At 59.3% G+C, this 16,363-nt stretch carries 12 protein-coding genes and 1 tRNA gene; 10 read left to right on the forward strand and 3 right to left on the reverse strand.

Annotated elements, in window-relative coordinates:
* Positions 1 to 27: 27 nt before the first annotated feature.
* From H5T64_04570 to H5T64_04610, 9 genes are all read left to right on the forward strand, one after another.
* Positions 28 to 831 carry a TlyA family RNA methyltransferase gene (locus H5T64_04570; protein ID MBC7263617.1) on the forward strand — a complete coding sequence of 268 codons (804 nt, stop codon included), beginning with the start codon at positions 28 to 30 and terminating at the stop codon, positions 829 to 831.
* A gap of 57 nt (positions 832 to 888) precedes the next feature.
* Positions 889 to 1,161, forward strand: coding sequence for a TMEM165/GDT1 family protein (locus H5T64_04575; GenBank protein MBC7263618.1), 273 nt, complete (start codon positions 889 to 891; stop codon positions 1,159 to 1,161).
* Between the two features lie 32 nt (positions 1,162 to 1,193).
* The gene (locus H5T64_04580) at positions 1,194 to 1,577 is read left to right on the forward strand and encodes a hypothetical protein (GenBank protein ID MBC7263619.1); all 384 of its coding nucleotides are present in this window, start codon (positions 1,194 to 1,196) and stop codon (positions 1,575 to 1,577) included.
* Between the two features lie 75 nt (positions 1,578 to 1,652).
* Positions 1,653 to 1,726 (forward strand) — tRNA-Arg (locus H5T64_04585).
* 196 nt (positions 1,727 to 1,922) lie between these two features.
* The gene (locus tag H5T64_04590; protein ID MBC7263620.1) at positions 1,923 to 2,630 is read left to right on the forward strand and encodes a thermonuclease family protein; all 708 of its coding nucleotides are present in this window, start codon (positions 1,923 to 1,925) and stop codon (positions 2,628 to 2,630) included.
* A 139-nt stretch (positions 2,631 to 2,769) separates the two neighbouring features.
* Positions 2,770 to 3,288, forward strand: coding sequence for a PH domain-containing protein (locus H5T64_04595; GenBank protein MBC7263621.1), 519 nt, complete (start codon positions 2,770 to 2,772; stop codon positions 3,286 to 3,288).
* 85 nt (positions 3,289 to 3,373) lie between these two features.
* The gene (locus H5T64_04600; GenBank protein ID MBC7263622.1) at positions 3,374 to 5,152 is read left to right on the forward strand and encodes a hypothetical protein; all 1,779 of its coding nucleotides are present in this window, start codon (positions 3,374 to 3,376) and stop codon (positions 5,150 to 5,152) included.
* A gap of 405 nt (positions 5,153 to 5,557) precedes the next feature.
* A complete protein-coding gene (locus tag H5T64_04605) occupies positions 5,558 to 6,505 on the forward strand; it encodes a YncE family protein (GenBank protein MBC7263623.1) in 948 nt (315 codons plus the stop codon).
* Positions 6,502 to 7,182: a hypothetical protein gene (locus H5T64_04610; GenBank protein ID MBC7263624.1), complete on the forward strand. Its 681-nt coding sequence runs from the start codon at positions 6,502 to 6,504 to the stop codon at positions 7,180 to 7,182. Before H5T64_04605 ends, H5T64_04610 begins: the two co-directional genes overlap by 4 nt.
* 115 nt (positions 7,183 to 7,297) lie before the next feature.
* On the opposite strand, the gene H5T64_04615 is transcribed toward H5T64_04610, so the two are convergent.
* A complete protein-coding gene (locus tag H5T64_04615) occupies positions 7,298 to 9,019 on the reverse strand; it encodes a hypothetical protein (protein MBC7263625.1) in 1,722 nt (573 codons plus the stop codon).
* A 245-nt stretch (positions 9,020 to 9,264) separates the two neighbouring features.
* Here H5T64_04615 and H5T64_04620 point away from each other — a divergent pair, with 245 nt between their 5' ends.
* Positions 9,265 to 9,783, forward strand: a complete 519-nt coding sequence (locus H5T64_04620) for a flavodoxin domain-containing protein (GenBank protein MBC7263626.1) — start codon at positions 9,265 to 9,267, stop codon at positions 9,781 to 9,783.
* A gap of 28 nt (positions 9,784 to 9,811) precedes the next feature.
* Here H5T64_04620 and H5T64_04625 read toward each other — a convergent pair whose 3' ends face one another.
* On the reverse strand, positions 9,812 to 14,530 hold the full coding sequence (locus tag H5T64_04625) for a DEAD/DEAH box helicase (GenBank protein ID MBC7263627.1): 4,719 nt from the start codon (positions 14,528 to 14,530) through the stop codon (positions 9,812 to 9,814).
* A gap of 479 nt (positions 14,531 to 15,009) precedes the next feature.
* Positions 15,010 to 16,332, reverse strand: a complete 1,323-nt coding sequence (locus tag H5T64_04630; GenBank protein MBC7263628.1) for a PQQ-binding-like beta-propeller repeat protein — start codon at positions 16,330 to 16,332, stop codon at positions 15,010 to 15,012.
* Between the last annotated feature and the right edge of the window lie 31 nt (positions 16,333 to 16,363).

Consider the following 16,363-nt stretch of genomic DNA (forward strand, 5'->3'; position numbering starts at 1 on the left):
GAGGCTATTCTTAGTTATCGGGTGAGAATGACGAAGCGACGTCTGGATGTGCTGACCTTCGAGCGAGGATTGGCGGAGAGCCGCGAACAAGCCCATCGCCTGGTGCTGGCCGGGGCGGTACTCGTGGACGGCAAGGTGGTGGATAAACCTGGGACCCGCGTGCCCGAGGCAGCAGAGATCACCCTCGTGGAGTCTTTGCCCTATGTCAGCCGGGGTGGGCTTAAATTAGCGGCTGCCCTGGACAAATTTGACATAAATGTCACAGGCTTGGTGGCTGCCGATATCGGTGCATCCACCGGCGGCTTCACCGATTGCCTTCTGCAGCGGGGCGCGGCCAAAGTCTACGCCATTGACGTTGGGTACGGGCAACTCGCCTGGAAATTGCGGCGTGACCCCCGCGTCGTGGTGATGGAGCGTGTTAATGCCCGCTATCTCGAAGCCCTGCCGGAGCCGGTGGACTTAGTGACCATAGATGTATCTTTCATCTCGCTGCGGCTCATCCTGCCAGTAGCCATGTGTCTGCTCGGGCCCGCGGGACAAGTCATCGCCCTGATCAAGCCCCAATTTGAAGCCGGGCGCCGGCAGGTGGGCAAGGGGGGCGTAGTGCGTGATCCAGCAGTGCACCGGGCAGTGCTCGAAGGACTACTTTCGTGGGCCATAGAGCAGGGGTTTGTTTTGCAAGGGCTCATCCCTTCGCCTGTCCTGGGCCCGGCGGGGAACCAGGAGTTCTTAGTTCACCTCGCGCGGGTGGGGGAGAGCCGTGACCCGAGGGCGCTTGTGGCGGGCTGTCTGGGTGGTGAGGAAAAACAGCCGACCACTTCACCTTGCTGAGGCATAGGAACGCCGACAAAGGGAATACAAACTACATTCATGCATCGGAGGTTGCTCTTGGATTGGAAAGTACTGCTCTCGACGTTCACAGTGCTTTTTTTAGCCGAGTTGGGAGATAAGACCCAACTGGCGGTCATCTCCCTCACTTGTCAACACCAGAAGCCGCTGGCTGTGTTTTTGGGGGCTACACTAGCCCTGGCGACAGTAACTCTCGTCGGTGTGGTGGGCGGTCAAGCGGTGGCCCAAATCGTGCCAGAGGAGAGTATGAGGCGCATCGCTGCGGCGGCGTTCGTAATACTCGGATTGCTTATGTGGTTCAAGATACTCTGACCCATTCCGCTGAGTGGCGCGTGAAGGGAGTGATGATGAAAAAAGAATGGCAGGCTGCCGGCTGGGGTCTGGTACTATTTCTGACCGGAGTGGTTTTGCTCTGTCTCGTGACTTTTCTTGGTCATTCCCGTTGGTGGGCACCGGCGATAGTGTTGGGCACACCAGTGGTGATTGGGTCACTCACTCGGGTTCACTTGAGGGGCTTCGCACCGGAGGACCGCCTGGTTACAGCATTGATTTTCGGCATCGTGGTTGTGACGGTGAACCTGATTTTGGACAGCCTGATGTGGGTGAGTATCTGCTGGTGGAACTTTCCATCCGTGCCGGGTGCAGAGTGGCCTCTGATATGGATTTCCGCACTCATTGCCTATGCAGAGATGCTGCTGGTGTCATGGATGGTGGGAGCAAGGCAGTGAGTGTTTGACTATGGGGAGAGCGGAAGTTATAATAATCGTGTAGACTTCTTTAGATTGAGTCTCAGCGAAAGCCGTGCGCCTGTAGCTCAGTGGATAGAGCCGCAGACTTCGAATCTGTGTGGTCGGGGGTTCGAGTCCCTCCAGGCGCATTGAGCACAATAATTGGTGGTCGGAGGATATCTGCCCGCTACAAACAGGTGTGAAACATGGGGAGCCAACAAGGCATAGACACAATGTGTAGTGGATACCGGAGCAATCACATTCTAACACGGCAGCCCGTTCATTGCAAGTCGGTGGATGGGCTTTCTGGTTCTTCGACTTCTGTCTTTTCGGTAGGAGGGTCAAATGCAAGTAAAGACTTTAGGGCTATTGACTTGTATGCTGGCTGTAGTTTTGCTACTACCGAGCGCGTGCGCCTCCCAATCGACGCCGACTCCAACTCCTGAGCCGCAAATACAGCTGGTGCGGGTAGTCGACGGTGATACGATAATAGTGAACATTGATGGTCGCGAGTATACCGTGCGCTACCTGGGCATCGATGCGCCAGCGCTGGATGCGCCATTTGGTGAAGAGGCCAGGCGCATTAATGCCGAGTTACTTGGACAGAGAACTATTCGCCTCGAAAGCGACGTCAGCGATACGGACAAGGAAGGACGACTGCTGCGCTATGTTTGGGCGGGTGGACTCATGGTCAATGCTGAACTGGTACAGCGAGGCTATGCACGAGTAAACCCACGTCCGCCGGATATTAAATACGAGAAGGAACTGTTTCAACGGCAAACCTGGGCGAACTCTGCGAAGCGCGGTATCTGGAAGATCCCCGGAAGTGGGTCGGTCAGCGAATGGCGGGGGGTATATATTGGCATGCCTGCTGACGATGTGCTAGCAATTCATCCCAAGAGTGAGGCAATAGGCGAACCGGAGGTGTTAGGCACTGACGCAGAGGGGTTTATTGTAAAATGGACTTACCCAGGTGCTTTTCTAATCCTCACTAGATGGAAAAAAGATGGGGTGGAGTGCTATCGTGTAAAAGAAATTCATTTGGTGCCATAGGAACCGTGCGGTGAATACACCGAAATATGTACGCAACCGACGTGAGCGGCATGCGCCGCATGGAATATAGATGCTCGCAGGGTCCAGTGAAGTCATCACCAGCTGGTAATTGCCACTTTGCGCAATAAGGAGGCAACACATGAATGGGCCAGAGCCCGTTATCGGTTTCAACGTGAAGCCGGAAATGTTAGAAGAAATAAAGACGAAAATACTTGATGAGCACGAGCAGCTGCTCGGAGTGTTCACGGCCCAGCCGCGCGCTGACCGAGGGGGCTACAAAAGCCTTCTCCGGGGTCGCCTGGTAATTACTGACAAGCGCGTGATTGTGTGGGCACGCGGTCTCGGCGGAGGCACAGAAGCCTTTTTGTACAATGACATTCTCAGCGTAGAGGGAAGCAAGGGGCTTGTGCTGGGCAAGGTCACCCTTAACCTTGGAGGAGCGAAGGAAATAATTGACAGTATGCCGAATCCGGAGGTTGATATTGCGGTCAAGATGATACGAGAGCAGATTCAGCTTGCTAGAACGCAAAGCCAATTGGAACAAGTCAGTGATGATATTCCAGCCCAAATTGAAAAACTGGCCAAATTGCGTGACGCTGGAATTCTCACAGAGGAAGAATTCAGTGCAAAGAAGGCTGAGCTGCTGGCCAGAATGTAGTCGGACTTCGGGCAGTGAGACTTCATTACGGGCCGCGCGTTGAAATCATCGCTTTCGGCTTGAATAATGCGGCAGGTTTATTCAAATGAAGCACACGAGGACCCTCGTCGCCTTGCCTCTATTGGTCAGCGCTGTTGCGACCGCCCTCATGCTGGCTCCCCTGTTCGCAGATTTTGCCCACCGCGCCGCCAACCTGGCCGGCGATGCCTCGGAGTACATCTTCCGCATCTGGTGGTTCAACCAAGCCTTATTCCGCGAAGGCGTCTCGCCCTTCTACCACCCGCGCATTTTCTACCCCTACGGCTATGCCCTGGGCCGTTCGGAGACCACCCTCGCTAATCTGACGCTGGCAACTCCACTAGCGCTCTTGGCAGGCGAAATCATAGCATACAATTCGTTGTTGGTGGCCTCCTGCGTTCTGAGCGGGTTTGGTATGTACCTGCTGGTGTACAGACTGACACGGGAACCAGTCGCCGGGCTGCTGGCGGGGCTGGCCTTCGCTTTCGCACCGACGCATCTGGCACACTTGGCCATGGGTATGATAGGCATTGCCAGCGTGCAGTGGCTCCCGTTCGCCTTTTTGGGCGTAGAGAGTATGCTGGAGCGCCGTGATGTGCGATCGGCGATCCTGACGGGGGTTTTCTACGCTTTCGCTGCCTTATCAGCCTGGTATATGGCTTTCATTGTCGGGATAGGACTGGTGTCCTATTTTCTGTTCCGATTGTGGGCACAGAGGAGGCGGTGGGATCGCACGCTGGTGATCCTGGTAGGATTGTTCGCCATCGTGGTCATCGTTTTGGTGAGCCCTGCCCTGGTGATGGCTTGGCGCACCCACTCGGAGATGACTCGTTCGATCTCCGTTGCCGATCACTGGGGCACTACTTTCCTCGATTTCGTCTATCCTAACCCTCGCCATCCGCTCTGGGGATCATTTTTCCTGGCCCGGTACGATGCATTGACCCGTCGCGGCGACGCTTACCTGGGATTGCCGGTGTTACTGCTGGCCATTGCGGGATGGTGCTTGGGCAGGCGGCGAGAAATGTGGCCCTATCTGGCAGTGGCATTCTTGGGAGGCATCTTGTCGCTGGGCTTGACGTTGCACATGGCCAACGGTCGGTTGTATATCCCGGTGCCCCAGGCCATAGAGAGAGTGTTCACCGCGGGGATGGGTATCTTATCCCGAGACCTAGCGCTCAATGCCACGGCTACCTACTGGACGTTGCGCGTACCCGGGCAGATCTATATCCCGCTGCCGGCAATGCTGGTGTATCTGTTTTTCCCCGGCGGAAATGGGATGCGTTTCTGGCATCGGTTTGCCTTATTGACGGTGTTTGGGGTTTGCGTCCTCGCGGCGGTGGGGTTGGTTTATGTCTTGCGACGGGTGGAGAGCAGACGATGGCGCTTATTGATAACGGTTCTCTGCCTGGGGATAGTGTTGTTCGACTTCGCCTGGGCACCAGGGATGTGGGGGGTGCAGTCACTGGCTCCACATCCGGCTGTGGTTTGGCTTGCTGAGCAACCGGGTGATTTCGCGATAATGAAAATGCCAGTAGAGGTGGCGCTCTGTGGGCCATCGCTCTATGAACTGGTGACCCACGGGAAGAACATGGCCTATGGCTACGGGGCATTCTTCCCGCCGGAGTGGGAGATGCGCCGTTGGGCATTGGAGCGTTTCCCAGAAGAAGTATGTCTGGAGGTGCTGCGCGCCTGGGGTGTGCGCTACATACTCTTCTACCCAGGAGAGTATCCTGCGCTGGGGCTGGGGCCAACCCCAGACTTATCGGCGGTGGCGGGATTGCGACTGGTCAGGTCTTTCGGCGACGTGGAGGTTTGGGAACTCGTCGCCCAGCAGGTGGATAGTTAGTTTTCAAATAACTGGTATTTCCTTAAAATTCTCGAAGCGCTATTGACAAGTCTGCTGGGTTGTGATAAAATATGAGCAGGCGGTTGGGAAAAAGCGAGACTTTCCAGATAGTCCGCCCACCGCAAGGCCTGAGATCGGCTCAGGCCTTTTTGTGTCTGCCGAAATGAGAATAGCACCCAATAACCAGCGTCTGTAGGAGAATTGCCCCCAGATTTCGCAACAGTTCTGAACAAGCCTTCCACTGTCCTTGACGTCTGCTCTGATCTGCGATAATATGATAACCAGAATATATTTCTCCTGAATAAGGGCAATAGTTCCACTACTGCATCCCCAGGCAACGACCAGGGAGAGTAGGGTTTATTGTGTGCCACAGGAGCACCGCATAAACGCGGGCAGGAGGAAAAGATGCAGCGCCTGTGGTTTGTTGGGGGCCTGATCATCGTTGCCCTCGTCGCTGCCTCCCTTGCTCCCTTAACTCCTTCGACCATCGCCCAATCGCTCATCGGGACTGTGAACGTGGGCGACAATCCCGGTGCGACGGTCGCCGATCCGCTTCGCAACCTCGTCTATGTCGTCTGTGAGTATGACGACACCATCTACGTGTTGGACGGCAATTCCAATACCGTCGTCCGCACCATTCCTCTGCCCTACAACATTTCTGGAGCGGCTCTGGACCCCATTGCCAACCGCCTATATGTGGCGTCGTGCAGCCCAATTCACGTGCTCGATGCGGCCACTGGCAATGAGGTGGGAGCGATCAACGAGTGCGTGTTCCACCCGGAGGAGTTGGCAATTGATCCAGGTCGGCATCGACTGTTGGTCAGTGACGAGAGCGGGCTTATTGGTGTGTCAGACTACGTTAACATCTACGATACGAGGACCCTCCAGAGAGTGGCTCGAGTCGAAATCGGTTACAGTACCGTTTTTCGCGACGTGGCCGTAGCAGTGAATGCGGTAAGCGGCATGGGCTACGCGTCATACGACGCTCAGCCCAACTTGGTTTTCTTTGATGTGATGACCGGTGAGATTAGACACCAGGTGCGCGACATCTCGGCCACGCACGGTGTCGCTGCTGATCCGGTGCTCAACCGCGTGTACGTCCGTTGCCTGAATGAGATCGCCGTGTTCGATGGCACCACAGCGGCTCGCGTGGGCTCGATCCCTGTAGCGGGCATCATCGGACTGAACTGTGGTGCGAGGCGGGTTTACAGTTGGAAGTCACAGGACATGCGAGTTTTCGATGCCAACACACTCACTGCAGTGGGCACTGTGCGGGTGCCAGGGACGGGTTATGCGGGAACTATGCCAGCATTGGCGTGTTGGAGGCGCTGGGGCGGGTCTATTGCCCGATGACGTACGACGATAAGGTGGCGGTGATACAAGACGTCGCCGCCGTGACCACACCTACTACAGGCCCGCCTGGCACGGCTACTCCAACCTGCACACCCACCCGTACCGCTACCCCAGGCCCCTCGCCCACGCCCACTCGCACCCGTCCGCCAGGCGCAGCCGAGATGTTCTTGCCCATCATCCGCAAGGGATTTCCGCTGCCTACTCCCACCCCCACTCGCACTATCACGCCCGAGTGGCACGGGCGACCCAACGATGGCCTGTGGCGCGGCCAGACCACTACCACCGGCCACCCCGACCACCCTCAAACCATCGCTTTCGAGACCGCCAGCGGCGGCTCGAAGATCCGCGCCGGGATGGACTTGGTGACGTACGTCTATGAGTCCAATTCCTGGATTTGCTACGGCACAGCCACTTGGGAGATCGCCAATGCCGTTCCGATTGGCACGGATGGGACGTTCACTTTCTCCCGCACCTACCTGGATGGCAACATCTCGGGCACAGGGCGCTTCGTCTCGCCCACTCGAGCGGAAGGGACCTATGCCACGAACATACTCTACGGTGTCTGCGGCAACATTTACAACACGGGCACATGGTGGGCGACGTGGCAGGGTGCAGCCGGGGAGGATACGGATGTGGTAAGTGGGGGAGAATTAGGTCTGGAGATGCGCGTGGAGTAAGAAAAACAGGTGCAAAAGCCCCCACAGGTTCCCAAAACCTGCGGGAGGGTGCTGCAGCAGTGGACAGAAAAGGGGCCTAGCGACCGCATCGCCAGGCCCCTTGCTCATTGCTCCACTACCGGATCTGCACCCAGGGCTGCATCATCTGCGCCAGCCAGTTGCAGTATGGCACCGAGCGAAGGATTTCGTTCCCGCCTACTACCAGGCCATCGAGCATCTGTTCGAGCTGTAGCCTCAAGCGTGCCCCCGCAGGTGCACGCAGATGGATCACGAGGGTGGCCCGCTCGTTGGGCAACATAGGTACGCCCACGATGCTGGCGGGCAGGGCTATGACTCGCAACGTCCCATCGGCCTGCAATTCCATGTTCTCCAGGCTCGTCCACCGCCCAGCCAACTCCCCTGGCTCGATAATGACTGCTACGCTGTCGAGGACCTCACCGATGAAGTTCAGGTTCATAGCGCGTTCCACGCCCCCGTTCACCACGGAGAGAGAGAATGCCTCTTCGTAGAAGCCGGTCGCCACCTGACCGCATTCGATGGGTATCTCGCCGGCCACGACGATGACGTTGTGGATGGCTGCGTTGTTGGAACATGGCACCAGGCGCTGGCCATAACCTCCAGGCAGCGGGTCATATTCTGCATCTATCAGGCCCATGATGCAGAAGTGCCCTGTCACCTGCGGCACATCCCACGGGATCACTACAATCCGCGTTTCTCCGACGCGGAAGAGAGGGATGATCTGCTCGCCGACGTAGGTCGTGTCCTCCGGGTAGCGTAGGCCCATCGCCGCCAATGCCATCTCCGCCCAGACGCGCACGTTAGTAGCGTCGTGGGGCCCAAGATTGCGCACTCGCAAGTAGATGTAATTCCGCTGCCCTGGCTGTGGATACTGGTATTCCGTCCCATTGTCCTGGATGCGGCGCACCCACACATCCGGGCTCGACCACCAGGGTTCAGGTTGACATACACTGCCGTCATCGTCTTCCCGGTCTCGGATCATGAGGTCGTATCCTGGCGGCAGAGGTGGTGAGTAGTCCTTGTGAATAATGGGCAGGAACACGAAGAAAGGACCTGGCGTACGGGTGACGGAGGGCGTTACGCTGGGGGTCGGTGTGAGAAGCGCTGTCTCCGTGGGTGTGGGCGAATGGCTTGGCGACGGAGTAGCAGTTGGCGTCAGCGTTTCACTGAGCGTGGGCGTTGGTGTTGCGGTCTCGGTTGGTGTTGGAGTGTCCGTCGGCACTGGGGTCCATGCGATACATTCTTCTGGCCAGTTGTACCCAGAGAACCACAGACCGCCCGGCAACTCGACATAATCCCATCCGGCACCATAGCGGTCTATGGCCCACAGATCTATCTGCAGGCTCCCGCATTCCCACCAGTTGATGTCGGTCCAATCGGTAAGGCGGCGCAGGTCAAAGACGAGTTCGACGGCGAACTGCCCAGGTCCCAAGTACAGGGAAGGTCGCGCTTCCCAGGCCCACTGTTCTGTGCTGCGGTAATTGGTGCGGATGCTGAGACATGGCGGATCGTTATCGAGATCACCGTAGCCGTAAGGGGAGACGGCAGACTGGACAACGAGGGGGATGTTGACGGGGCCGGTGTCGGACGACCGCTCGCCGCGGAAGGTGAGGAACCAGGGCTCCGTATTGGAGAACTGGACGCTGATGCGTACGCCCCGAATTGTGGGCGGGGGTAACTGACCCTCATACCAGCGCCCTGTCTCCACCCAGTAACAACCTGGCGGCGGTGGCTCAGCGATCGCGACCTGAGGCCCCAGGAGGGCCATCCAAAAAGCCGTCAGGACCACGCCGATTATGCGCGATCCTCGCATTCCCATTTGTCCTTCCTCCTCCCTGGGCGCCCAGGTGGTACCTCTCTAATGTGAATACCGTAATCGGGAGCTTCGTAGATATTATACCATATATTCTATCGGATGTCCACTCTCTTTCCGCTCCAGAAAAGGGAAATTTTTGACGGCGACCGAGGGCCAACGTATAATCTGGGTCGCCAGCAAAATTCTTTGCTCTCAGACCACTTGGCCGGGATAAGCGTTCAAACGCTTACTACGAGGGGAGAATGAATATGGAAATTCAGGTCCTGGTGGCCTACGCGACCAAGTATGGTGCCACGGCGGAGATTGCCGAGAAGATCGGTCAGGTGCTTCGTCAAGCGGGTTTTCACACCGATGTGTTGTCTGCAGATCGCGTCGGCGACCTGGCCGCCTACCGGGCAGTTGTGCTGGGAAGTGCAGTGTACATGGGCCAATGGCGCAAGGAAGCGGCTAACTTTCTGGAAAACAATGAGAAGATGCTATCCGAGCGGCCGGTGTGGCTTTTTTCCAGTGGGCCCACCGGCAAGGGAGACCCGGTACAGTTGGTGAAGGGCTGGCGTTTCCCTGAGGCGCTGCAACCCGTTGCTGACCGCATCCGACCCCGCGACGTTGCCCTCTTCCATGGCAGGCTGGATATGAACAAACTCAGTCTGGCTGAGAAACTGATCGTTAAGGGTATCAAGGCACCGGTGGGCGACTTTCGGGATTGGGATGCCATCATTTCTTGGGCTGCGGGCATCGCGGATGCGCTTAGGGGGGCGTTCTCGTAACCCTTGGCGATGCGAAAGCACGCAGAACCTATATTTCTTCCCACACCATTGCCAGTGCCTCGCGGCGGAAACCGAGTGATTCGAGGAGGGTTGCGGCACTACTATCCAGCACTGGCTGACCATCCCACATCGTCAGAGTAATGCGTCGTGGCCGTGAGGCCAGGCCGCCGGGTGCGGTCAGATGTTCGATGCACAGTCTCATCGCCCGACCTATCACCGCCTCTTCGATGCCCGGCATTGTAGTCACTCTCTCTGCATTCTCTAGCAGCAGGATAGGCTGGCCGCGCCGCAACACGAGGTAGGTGGAAGGCAGGCGGGCGAAGCGCATCGGGTTGCGCTCCGGTGGCAGGGCAGCACCTGTCTCTGCCAGCGCCGGGCCGAACGGATTCGCTGGATCGGTCGCGTTCAGTAACACTAACTCTTCTGACCCTCCAGCCTCCGGCGCGTTCCACTGCCGTAGTCGCTCTACTGCCTCGGGCAAAGCGAATTGCACCCCTGGCAACCCGCGCACGAAATAGCCTCGTCGCACCTCCCCGCGCATCTCCATGAGCAAGAATTGCGGGTACAGCGCTGTCCAATCCCATGAGCCCTCTTCGTTCGCCAGGCTCTCGCGGGTAACGATGCCATAGCGGGCCAATAATTGCCTGGCCTGGCGCCACACCCGCTCTTCGGGCGACGCGTCTTTCCCCCACACGCCGAGGCGATGCACCAGCGACCAACGGCCGCTCCAGCGGGGTACCACTTGGGTGCGCCGGGCAGCGGCGCGCTTAGCAGCGTAGTAGCGTTCTCGCGTCAGTGGGCGGGGCTCGCGACGGGCGCGCCACTCGGCCAGTTCTTCTTCCAACGAACTCAGCGGGCGACGCTCACCCGCCTCCCCAGCGGAGCCGTGAGCCAAAACCTCGCGCATGGCCGTCAGCGTGTCGTTGGTGACGATGCCAGCCATCACCAGTTCCACCAACGCCTTGCTCAGGGTCTCGGCTTTCAGCCCGAGGCCCGCCTGCAAATCGGTGGTGAAGCACGCTCCCTCCGCCTTGAGGAAATCCCAGACGGCGCGGGCGTGATCACTCAGTTCGGCAATGGCCTCGGGGTCTGGTTCCGGCTGCAGGAAATAGGCCCCCTCGCCGCGGAAAAGGAAGCGAATGCGACTCCGGCGGGGGTCCTTGCCGCCCGAACCCACCCACACTACCTCTCCGCGTTGGCAGAGTTCTTCTAAATCGGCGGGATTGAAGTCCCATAAACGGTAGCGCAGTAGGTCCCGTTCCCACACCAGGCCGGGAGCAGGTGCGCCGCGGAGTTGTTGCAATATGCTGGTGAGGCCCCCCATCCCAGACAAGCGTTCTGCGGGGTGACATTTCTGCCAGCGAGTTAAGAAATCGGCGTAGGCGAAGAGGGAAACCGGCTGGATCTCTTTTCGCAGTAAGGTCAGCGTCTGGCGATGAATGCGCTCCAGGTTGCGCCGGTCGCACCATTGGACCTCCGTCGCTCCTGGCGTCAATCGCCCGGAGACCACATCGCCCGCCTCCACCATCGCTTTCAAGGCTTCATCCAGCCATTCGCCGGGGAAGCCGTAGCGCCCCTGGATCTCAGCGCGGGTCAGTGGGCCGTGGTTCTGGAGATAACGGCGCAGAATAGTCCAACAGGCCTCTTCGAGCGGGTGCTGCGGCCGGAGCAAATCAGCGGGCAGGGGGACGGGTGGGATCGGCGGTAGCCCGAAGGCGTCGCGATAGAGGGCGTAGCGCTCCGATGCAATCCATCGCCGACAAGGGCCATCGGGGGTGGCTATTTCCACTTGGAGAGCGCGATGGCTGTCGGCGAGCCCCTCGAGCCAGGTTCGGGCATCCTCGGAGCAGCGGGCTGCGATTTCCTCCGTCGTCAGGTCGCCTGCTTCGTAGAGAAGGATCGCCAGTTCATCGGGTGTGCGGGCGCGATAACCTTCCTCGATGCGCTGGAGTTGGCGGTCCACAATCTGGACGGCCTCTGGTTTGAGCAAATCGGGCAAGGCTGCCTCATCGAGCAGTTGCGCCAACATCTCGCGGCTGAGGGATAGGGTTGCCATCTGCCGCTCCGCCTTGGGCATATCCCACTCATACATATAAACAGCTGTGAAGTCGAAGAGCAGCCCTTGGGCCACGGGCGATGGCACTATGGTCTCGGCGGTTACCACCCGGATATCGCCCGACTGGATTTTGCCCAGCACCTCCTCCAGATGTGCCAGATCAAGCACATCGCGCAGGACATCGCGATAGGTTTCGGCGATGATGGGAAAGTCCGGGAAGCCCTTGGTCACGGCGAGCAGGTCCTTCGCCCGCAGCCGTTGCAGCCAGAAAGGTGTGCGTTTGCGTCTGCCCCCAGCGGTGGGGAGGAGCAAGGCCCGGGCGGCATTCATGCGAAATTGCGCCCCGAACAACGCTGAGTTGGGCAACTCGGCCAACAAACGTTCGCGGACCTCCTTGGGCCCCATCTCGCGCACCAGATTGACGGGTGGTTCGCCGTCAGCGTCCAGGAAACGGAATAGGATACCATCGTCGTTGACTTGTACTTCCACATCGCGACCAGTGCGCTCGCGCAGGGCGTGGGCCAGGGACAGCGCCCAAGGGCTGTTCACTCGTGCCCCGAAGCAGGAGTGGATGACCATGCGCAAATCGCCCAGGGCATCGGTGAAGGTCTCCACAATGATGGTCTGATCCGATGAGATTGCGCCCAGCACATCCAATTGGTGTTTTACATAACGTAGGAGAGTGTAGCCCGAGTTCTCGTCGAGTTTGTACTGTTGTTGGAGAAAGTCCAGGATGGCTTGGGCTTCCTCTGGCCAGGGGGCTTCGGGGTCATCGGGCAAAGGCGGCAGGTCGCGCACTCGCTCGGCCAGTTCTCGCCGGAAACGACCCACGAGCATCCCCAGATGATAGTCGCGGCGGGGGAGATCGCCCCTCCAGAAGGGCATGCGGGGCATAGCGCCGGTCGCGTCGGCCACAATCACCCGATCCTGCGTGATCTCGATCACCCGCCAGGTGTTCGCTCCCAGGGTGAATACATCGCCCGGGCGAGTTTCGTAGACGAATTCTTCGTCCAGTTCGCCGATCTTGGTCTTGCCATCGGGCAGGTAAGCGCCGAACGCGCCTCGGTCTGGGATGGTGCCGCCGTTGCGGATGGCCAATAGCCGGCTGCCAGGCAGGGCGGCCAGCCGGTTATACACTCGATCCCAAGCGATGCGGGGTCTCAGTTCGCGGGCCACGGTGCTCGGGTATTTGCCCGAGAGCATATCCAGCACCGAGTGATAGAGGTCTGGGGTGAGTTTCTGGTAGGCGTAAGACTGGCGCACGACTTCGTAGAGTTCGTTCGCCTCCCAGTCCTGCACAGAGACAGCAGCCACGATCTGCTGGGCCAGCACATCCAGGCAGTTTTGCGGAGTGTACGTCGGTTCGACGTCGCCATCCAGTATAGCGCGGGTTACTGCCGCCGCTTCCACCAAATCCTCGCGGTGCGTGGCGAAAATGCGGCCCACGCTGGTCTGGCCTACCAAGTGCCCAGATCGCCCGATGCGCTGCAAGCCCCGGGCAACTCCCTTGGGCGATTGCAGTTGCACCACCAAATCCACCGAGCCGATGTCTATTCCCAGTTCCAGGCTGCTTGTGCCCACCAGTGCAGGCAGCCTGCCTTCCTTCAGCGCGTGTTCCATTTCCAGGCGCGCCGTCTTGGAGATGCTGCCATGATGTGCGCGGAATGGCCCGCCCACTGCCCCCGTGCCGAAGAACCCTGCCCCTTTGGGCACACCGCCGGGAGCCAGTGCCTCGGTTGTGCCTGGGGGCAGTTCCTCTCGTTCCTCGACGGCATACTGCTCATTCAGTCGGTCGGCGGTGCGTTCGGCTTGGCGACGGCTATTGGCGAAGATCAGTGTGGTGCGGTGGCGACGTATTAGATCCAGCACTCGGGGGATGGCGGCTGCCCACAGCGACCCACCGGGCAGGTCGCGGAAATCGCGGGCCACGGTGATCACCTGCAAGTCGAGTGGTTTAATCAGCCCGGCGTCCACGATCGTGACGGGGCGCGGCTCCAGCCGCCGTTCACCATCCGCGGATGTAACCCATTCCTGACCGCCTAAGAACCGCGCTACCTCTTCCAGCGGTCGTTGCGTGGCCGAGAGGCCGATGCGTTGGATGGGATGGCTCGCCAGGTGGGCCAACAACTCGACGCTCAGAGAAAGGTGCACTCCGCGCTTGTTGCCGCAAAGGGTGTGGATCTCGTCCACGATGAGGGTGCGCACCTGACGCAGCATCCCCCGCGCTTGGGGGCTGGTGAGGATGAGGTACAGTGACTCGGGTGTGGTGATGAGGATATGGGGTGGCTGCCGGACCATACGCATCCGCGCCGAGGCTGGCGTGTCGCCGGTGCGTACTGCCACCCGCAGCGGGTGGAGGGGCGTGCCCATCTCCTTCGCCACTCGGCGGATGCCCGCCAATGGTGCACGCAGGTTGCGCTCGATGTCATTGTTCAGCGCCTTGAGTGGCGAGACGTAGAGCAGTTCGACCCCCTCTGGCTCCTCTCCGGCAGCCATCTTCTCGTAGAGAGCATTGATACCCCACAGGAAAGCGGCCAGGGTCTTGCCGGAGCCGGTGGGCGAGAGGATCAAGGTGTGCTCACCACGCTGGATGGGCGGCCAGCCCAGCGCTTGGGGTGGCGTGGGCTGGCGGAAGGTCTCCGCGAACCATGCCCGGACAGCGGGCATGAAAGCGCTTAGTGGGTCAGACATTGTCTCCCCTGTTAGCACACATGTTCGGATGCTATTATAGCACACCTTTGCGCAGGCGCAAAAGGGCACCGTAGCCAAGGCGCTGACGGACTCGGTTTTGAACTCGCGAACGACCGGCTGTTATTATTAGTATTAATATGCTGCTGCTGTTGCGGTGTGAACTTAGATCTGTGCACCAGCAGCAGCAATAATAATCAATATTCGGACACCGGCGTCGTCATCCGTGTCGTCACGGATGTCCGCGAACCCCGGTCACTCGTGTCCGGTCTGTGGAATACCGGTCTGAAAGGTCCCCGACTGGGGCTGTGACTGCGATTCCCTTCCCCATAGGTTGGGAATTGGCCCAATGAGATGAAGAGTCGGGGTTCACAAAATATCCCTTGCGAGTCCTCGACCGGAGTGCGTCCGGGGTCGCAAATGGTGCCCTTCGGGGCGTGCTCGGGTGAGCCGAGGGCTATATAGTCCGCCTGATGCGGAGATCAAGGGAGCAGGATGGGTGCGATGTCCTCTGTGCTGTAGACGGCGAAATCCCGTTCCGGGCCCCACAGGTAGAGAGCCGGGCCGACGATGGCTATCTGGTCTCCGTGGTTAGAGTCGAGGGGCACTTCATCTGCTTTTGTGCCATCACGCGCATCCACTGCCACCAGCATTGCCCCCTCGTCTGTCTCGGCAATCGTGAAGACAAGGCCATTGGCCACGGCCAGACACGGACGGGAAGTGGGCAGCGGCCATTGCACCTCCCAACGCAGCGTCCCATCGGCTGCATCAAACGCCTGGAGGCGATCGGTGATGCGCACGAAGACCATCCCATAGGCAACAGCCATACCTGAATTGGCAGGGGATGCCAGCGGCGGATATTTGTACGCCTCCTGTGTCCAGATGACCTCGCCTGTCACCTTGTCCAATGCCATCAGACCATTCGCCATCGCCAAGTAAAGCCGCTCTGCATCCTGCGCGGCGAAGGTGAGCGCCCACTCGGTAGACTCACCGGCGGGCGGGAGGTCGCGCTCCCATTGCAGCATGCCCATCACCGGGTCTACCACCTTGACCTGCGTGCCACCAGAAGGCTGGCAGTTAAGCAGGTAGATGCGCATCTCGTCTTGTAGGACGTAGAAGGGATACTCGTCCTTGCCGGTGTCCCACATCCAATAGGATCTGCCGGAGCGTATCTCCAGGCTGGCGGTCAGGTTGCGGTCCAACAATATCATGGTCCCGTGGGCCAATGAGGTGAAGTAACTGCGGTCGTCGAGGCTGGGCAGGAGCCAGAGTACTGCACCATTCACCGCATCGTACACCCGCAACTGCGAGGTCGTTGTGCCAGGTGCACCGTGAGCATACGTGAAATTGATGGCCAGCATATCCTTTGAGAGGGCTAAAGATCCGGTTACCGGCCCTAAATTCGGTACTTCCAGATCGAACACGCTTTGTTCCCAGAGGATGTCCCCTGTGTTCTGATCTGCACAGTACACTTTGCCCTGGTCGGTCAGGAGGTATAACTTCCCGTTTGCGCCGGCGAGGGCTACAACCAGCGCTTTCCCCTCTTCACGCGGCCAAGCCCAGACCTGGCGCAGCGGGGCGCGGATAAGCGACCCCGGATTCAAGTGGTTCGTCTGTCCCAGGCCGTCGCTGTTGGGCCAGGCATCGGCGTTGGGATCCGGTGGGGCTATGGTTGGGGCCGGCGTAAGAGTGAGCGTGGGAAGCGGGGTGGGCGTAGATGGCGGGGCCGGGGAGCACCCCCAGGCCAGCGCGGCTATCGCCAGGAGCGCGAGCAAGGTCACGATGAGTGATGGATACTTGGGCATTGTATGGGTGAAACCTCCAGCGCAAAGTGAG

Source organism: Chloroflexota bacterium (genome assembly GCA_014360825.1).
Lineage (GTDB): Bacteria > Chloroflexota > Anaerolineae > UBA2200 > JACIWT01 > JACIWT01.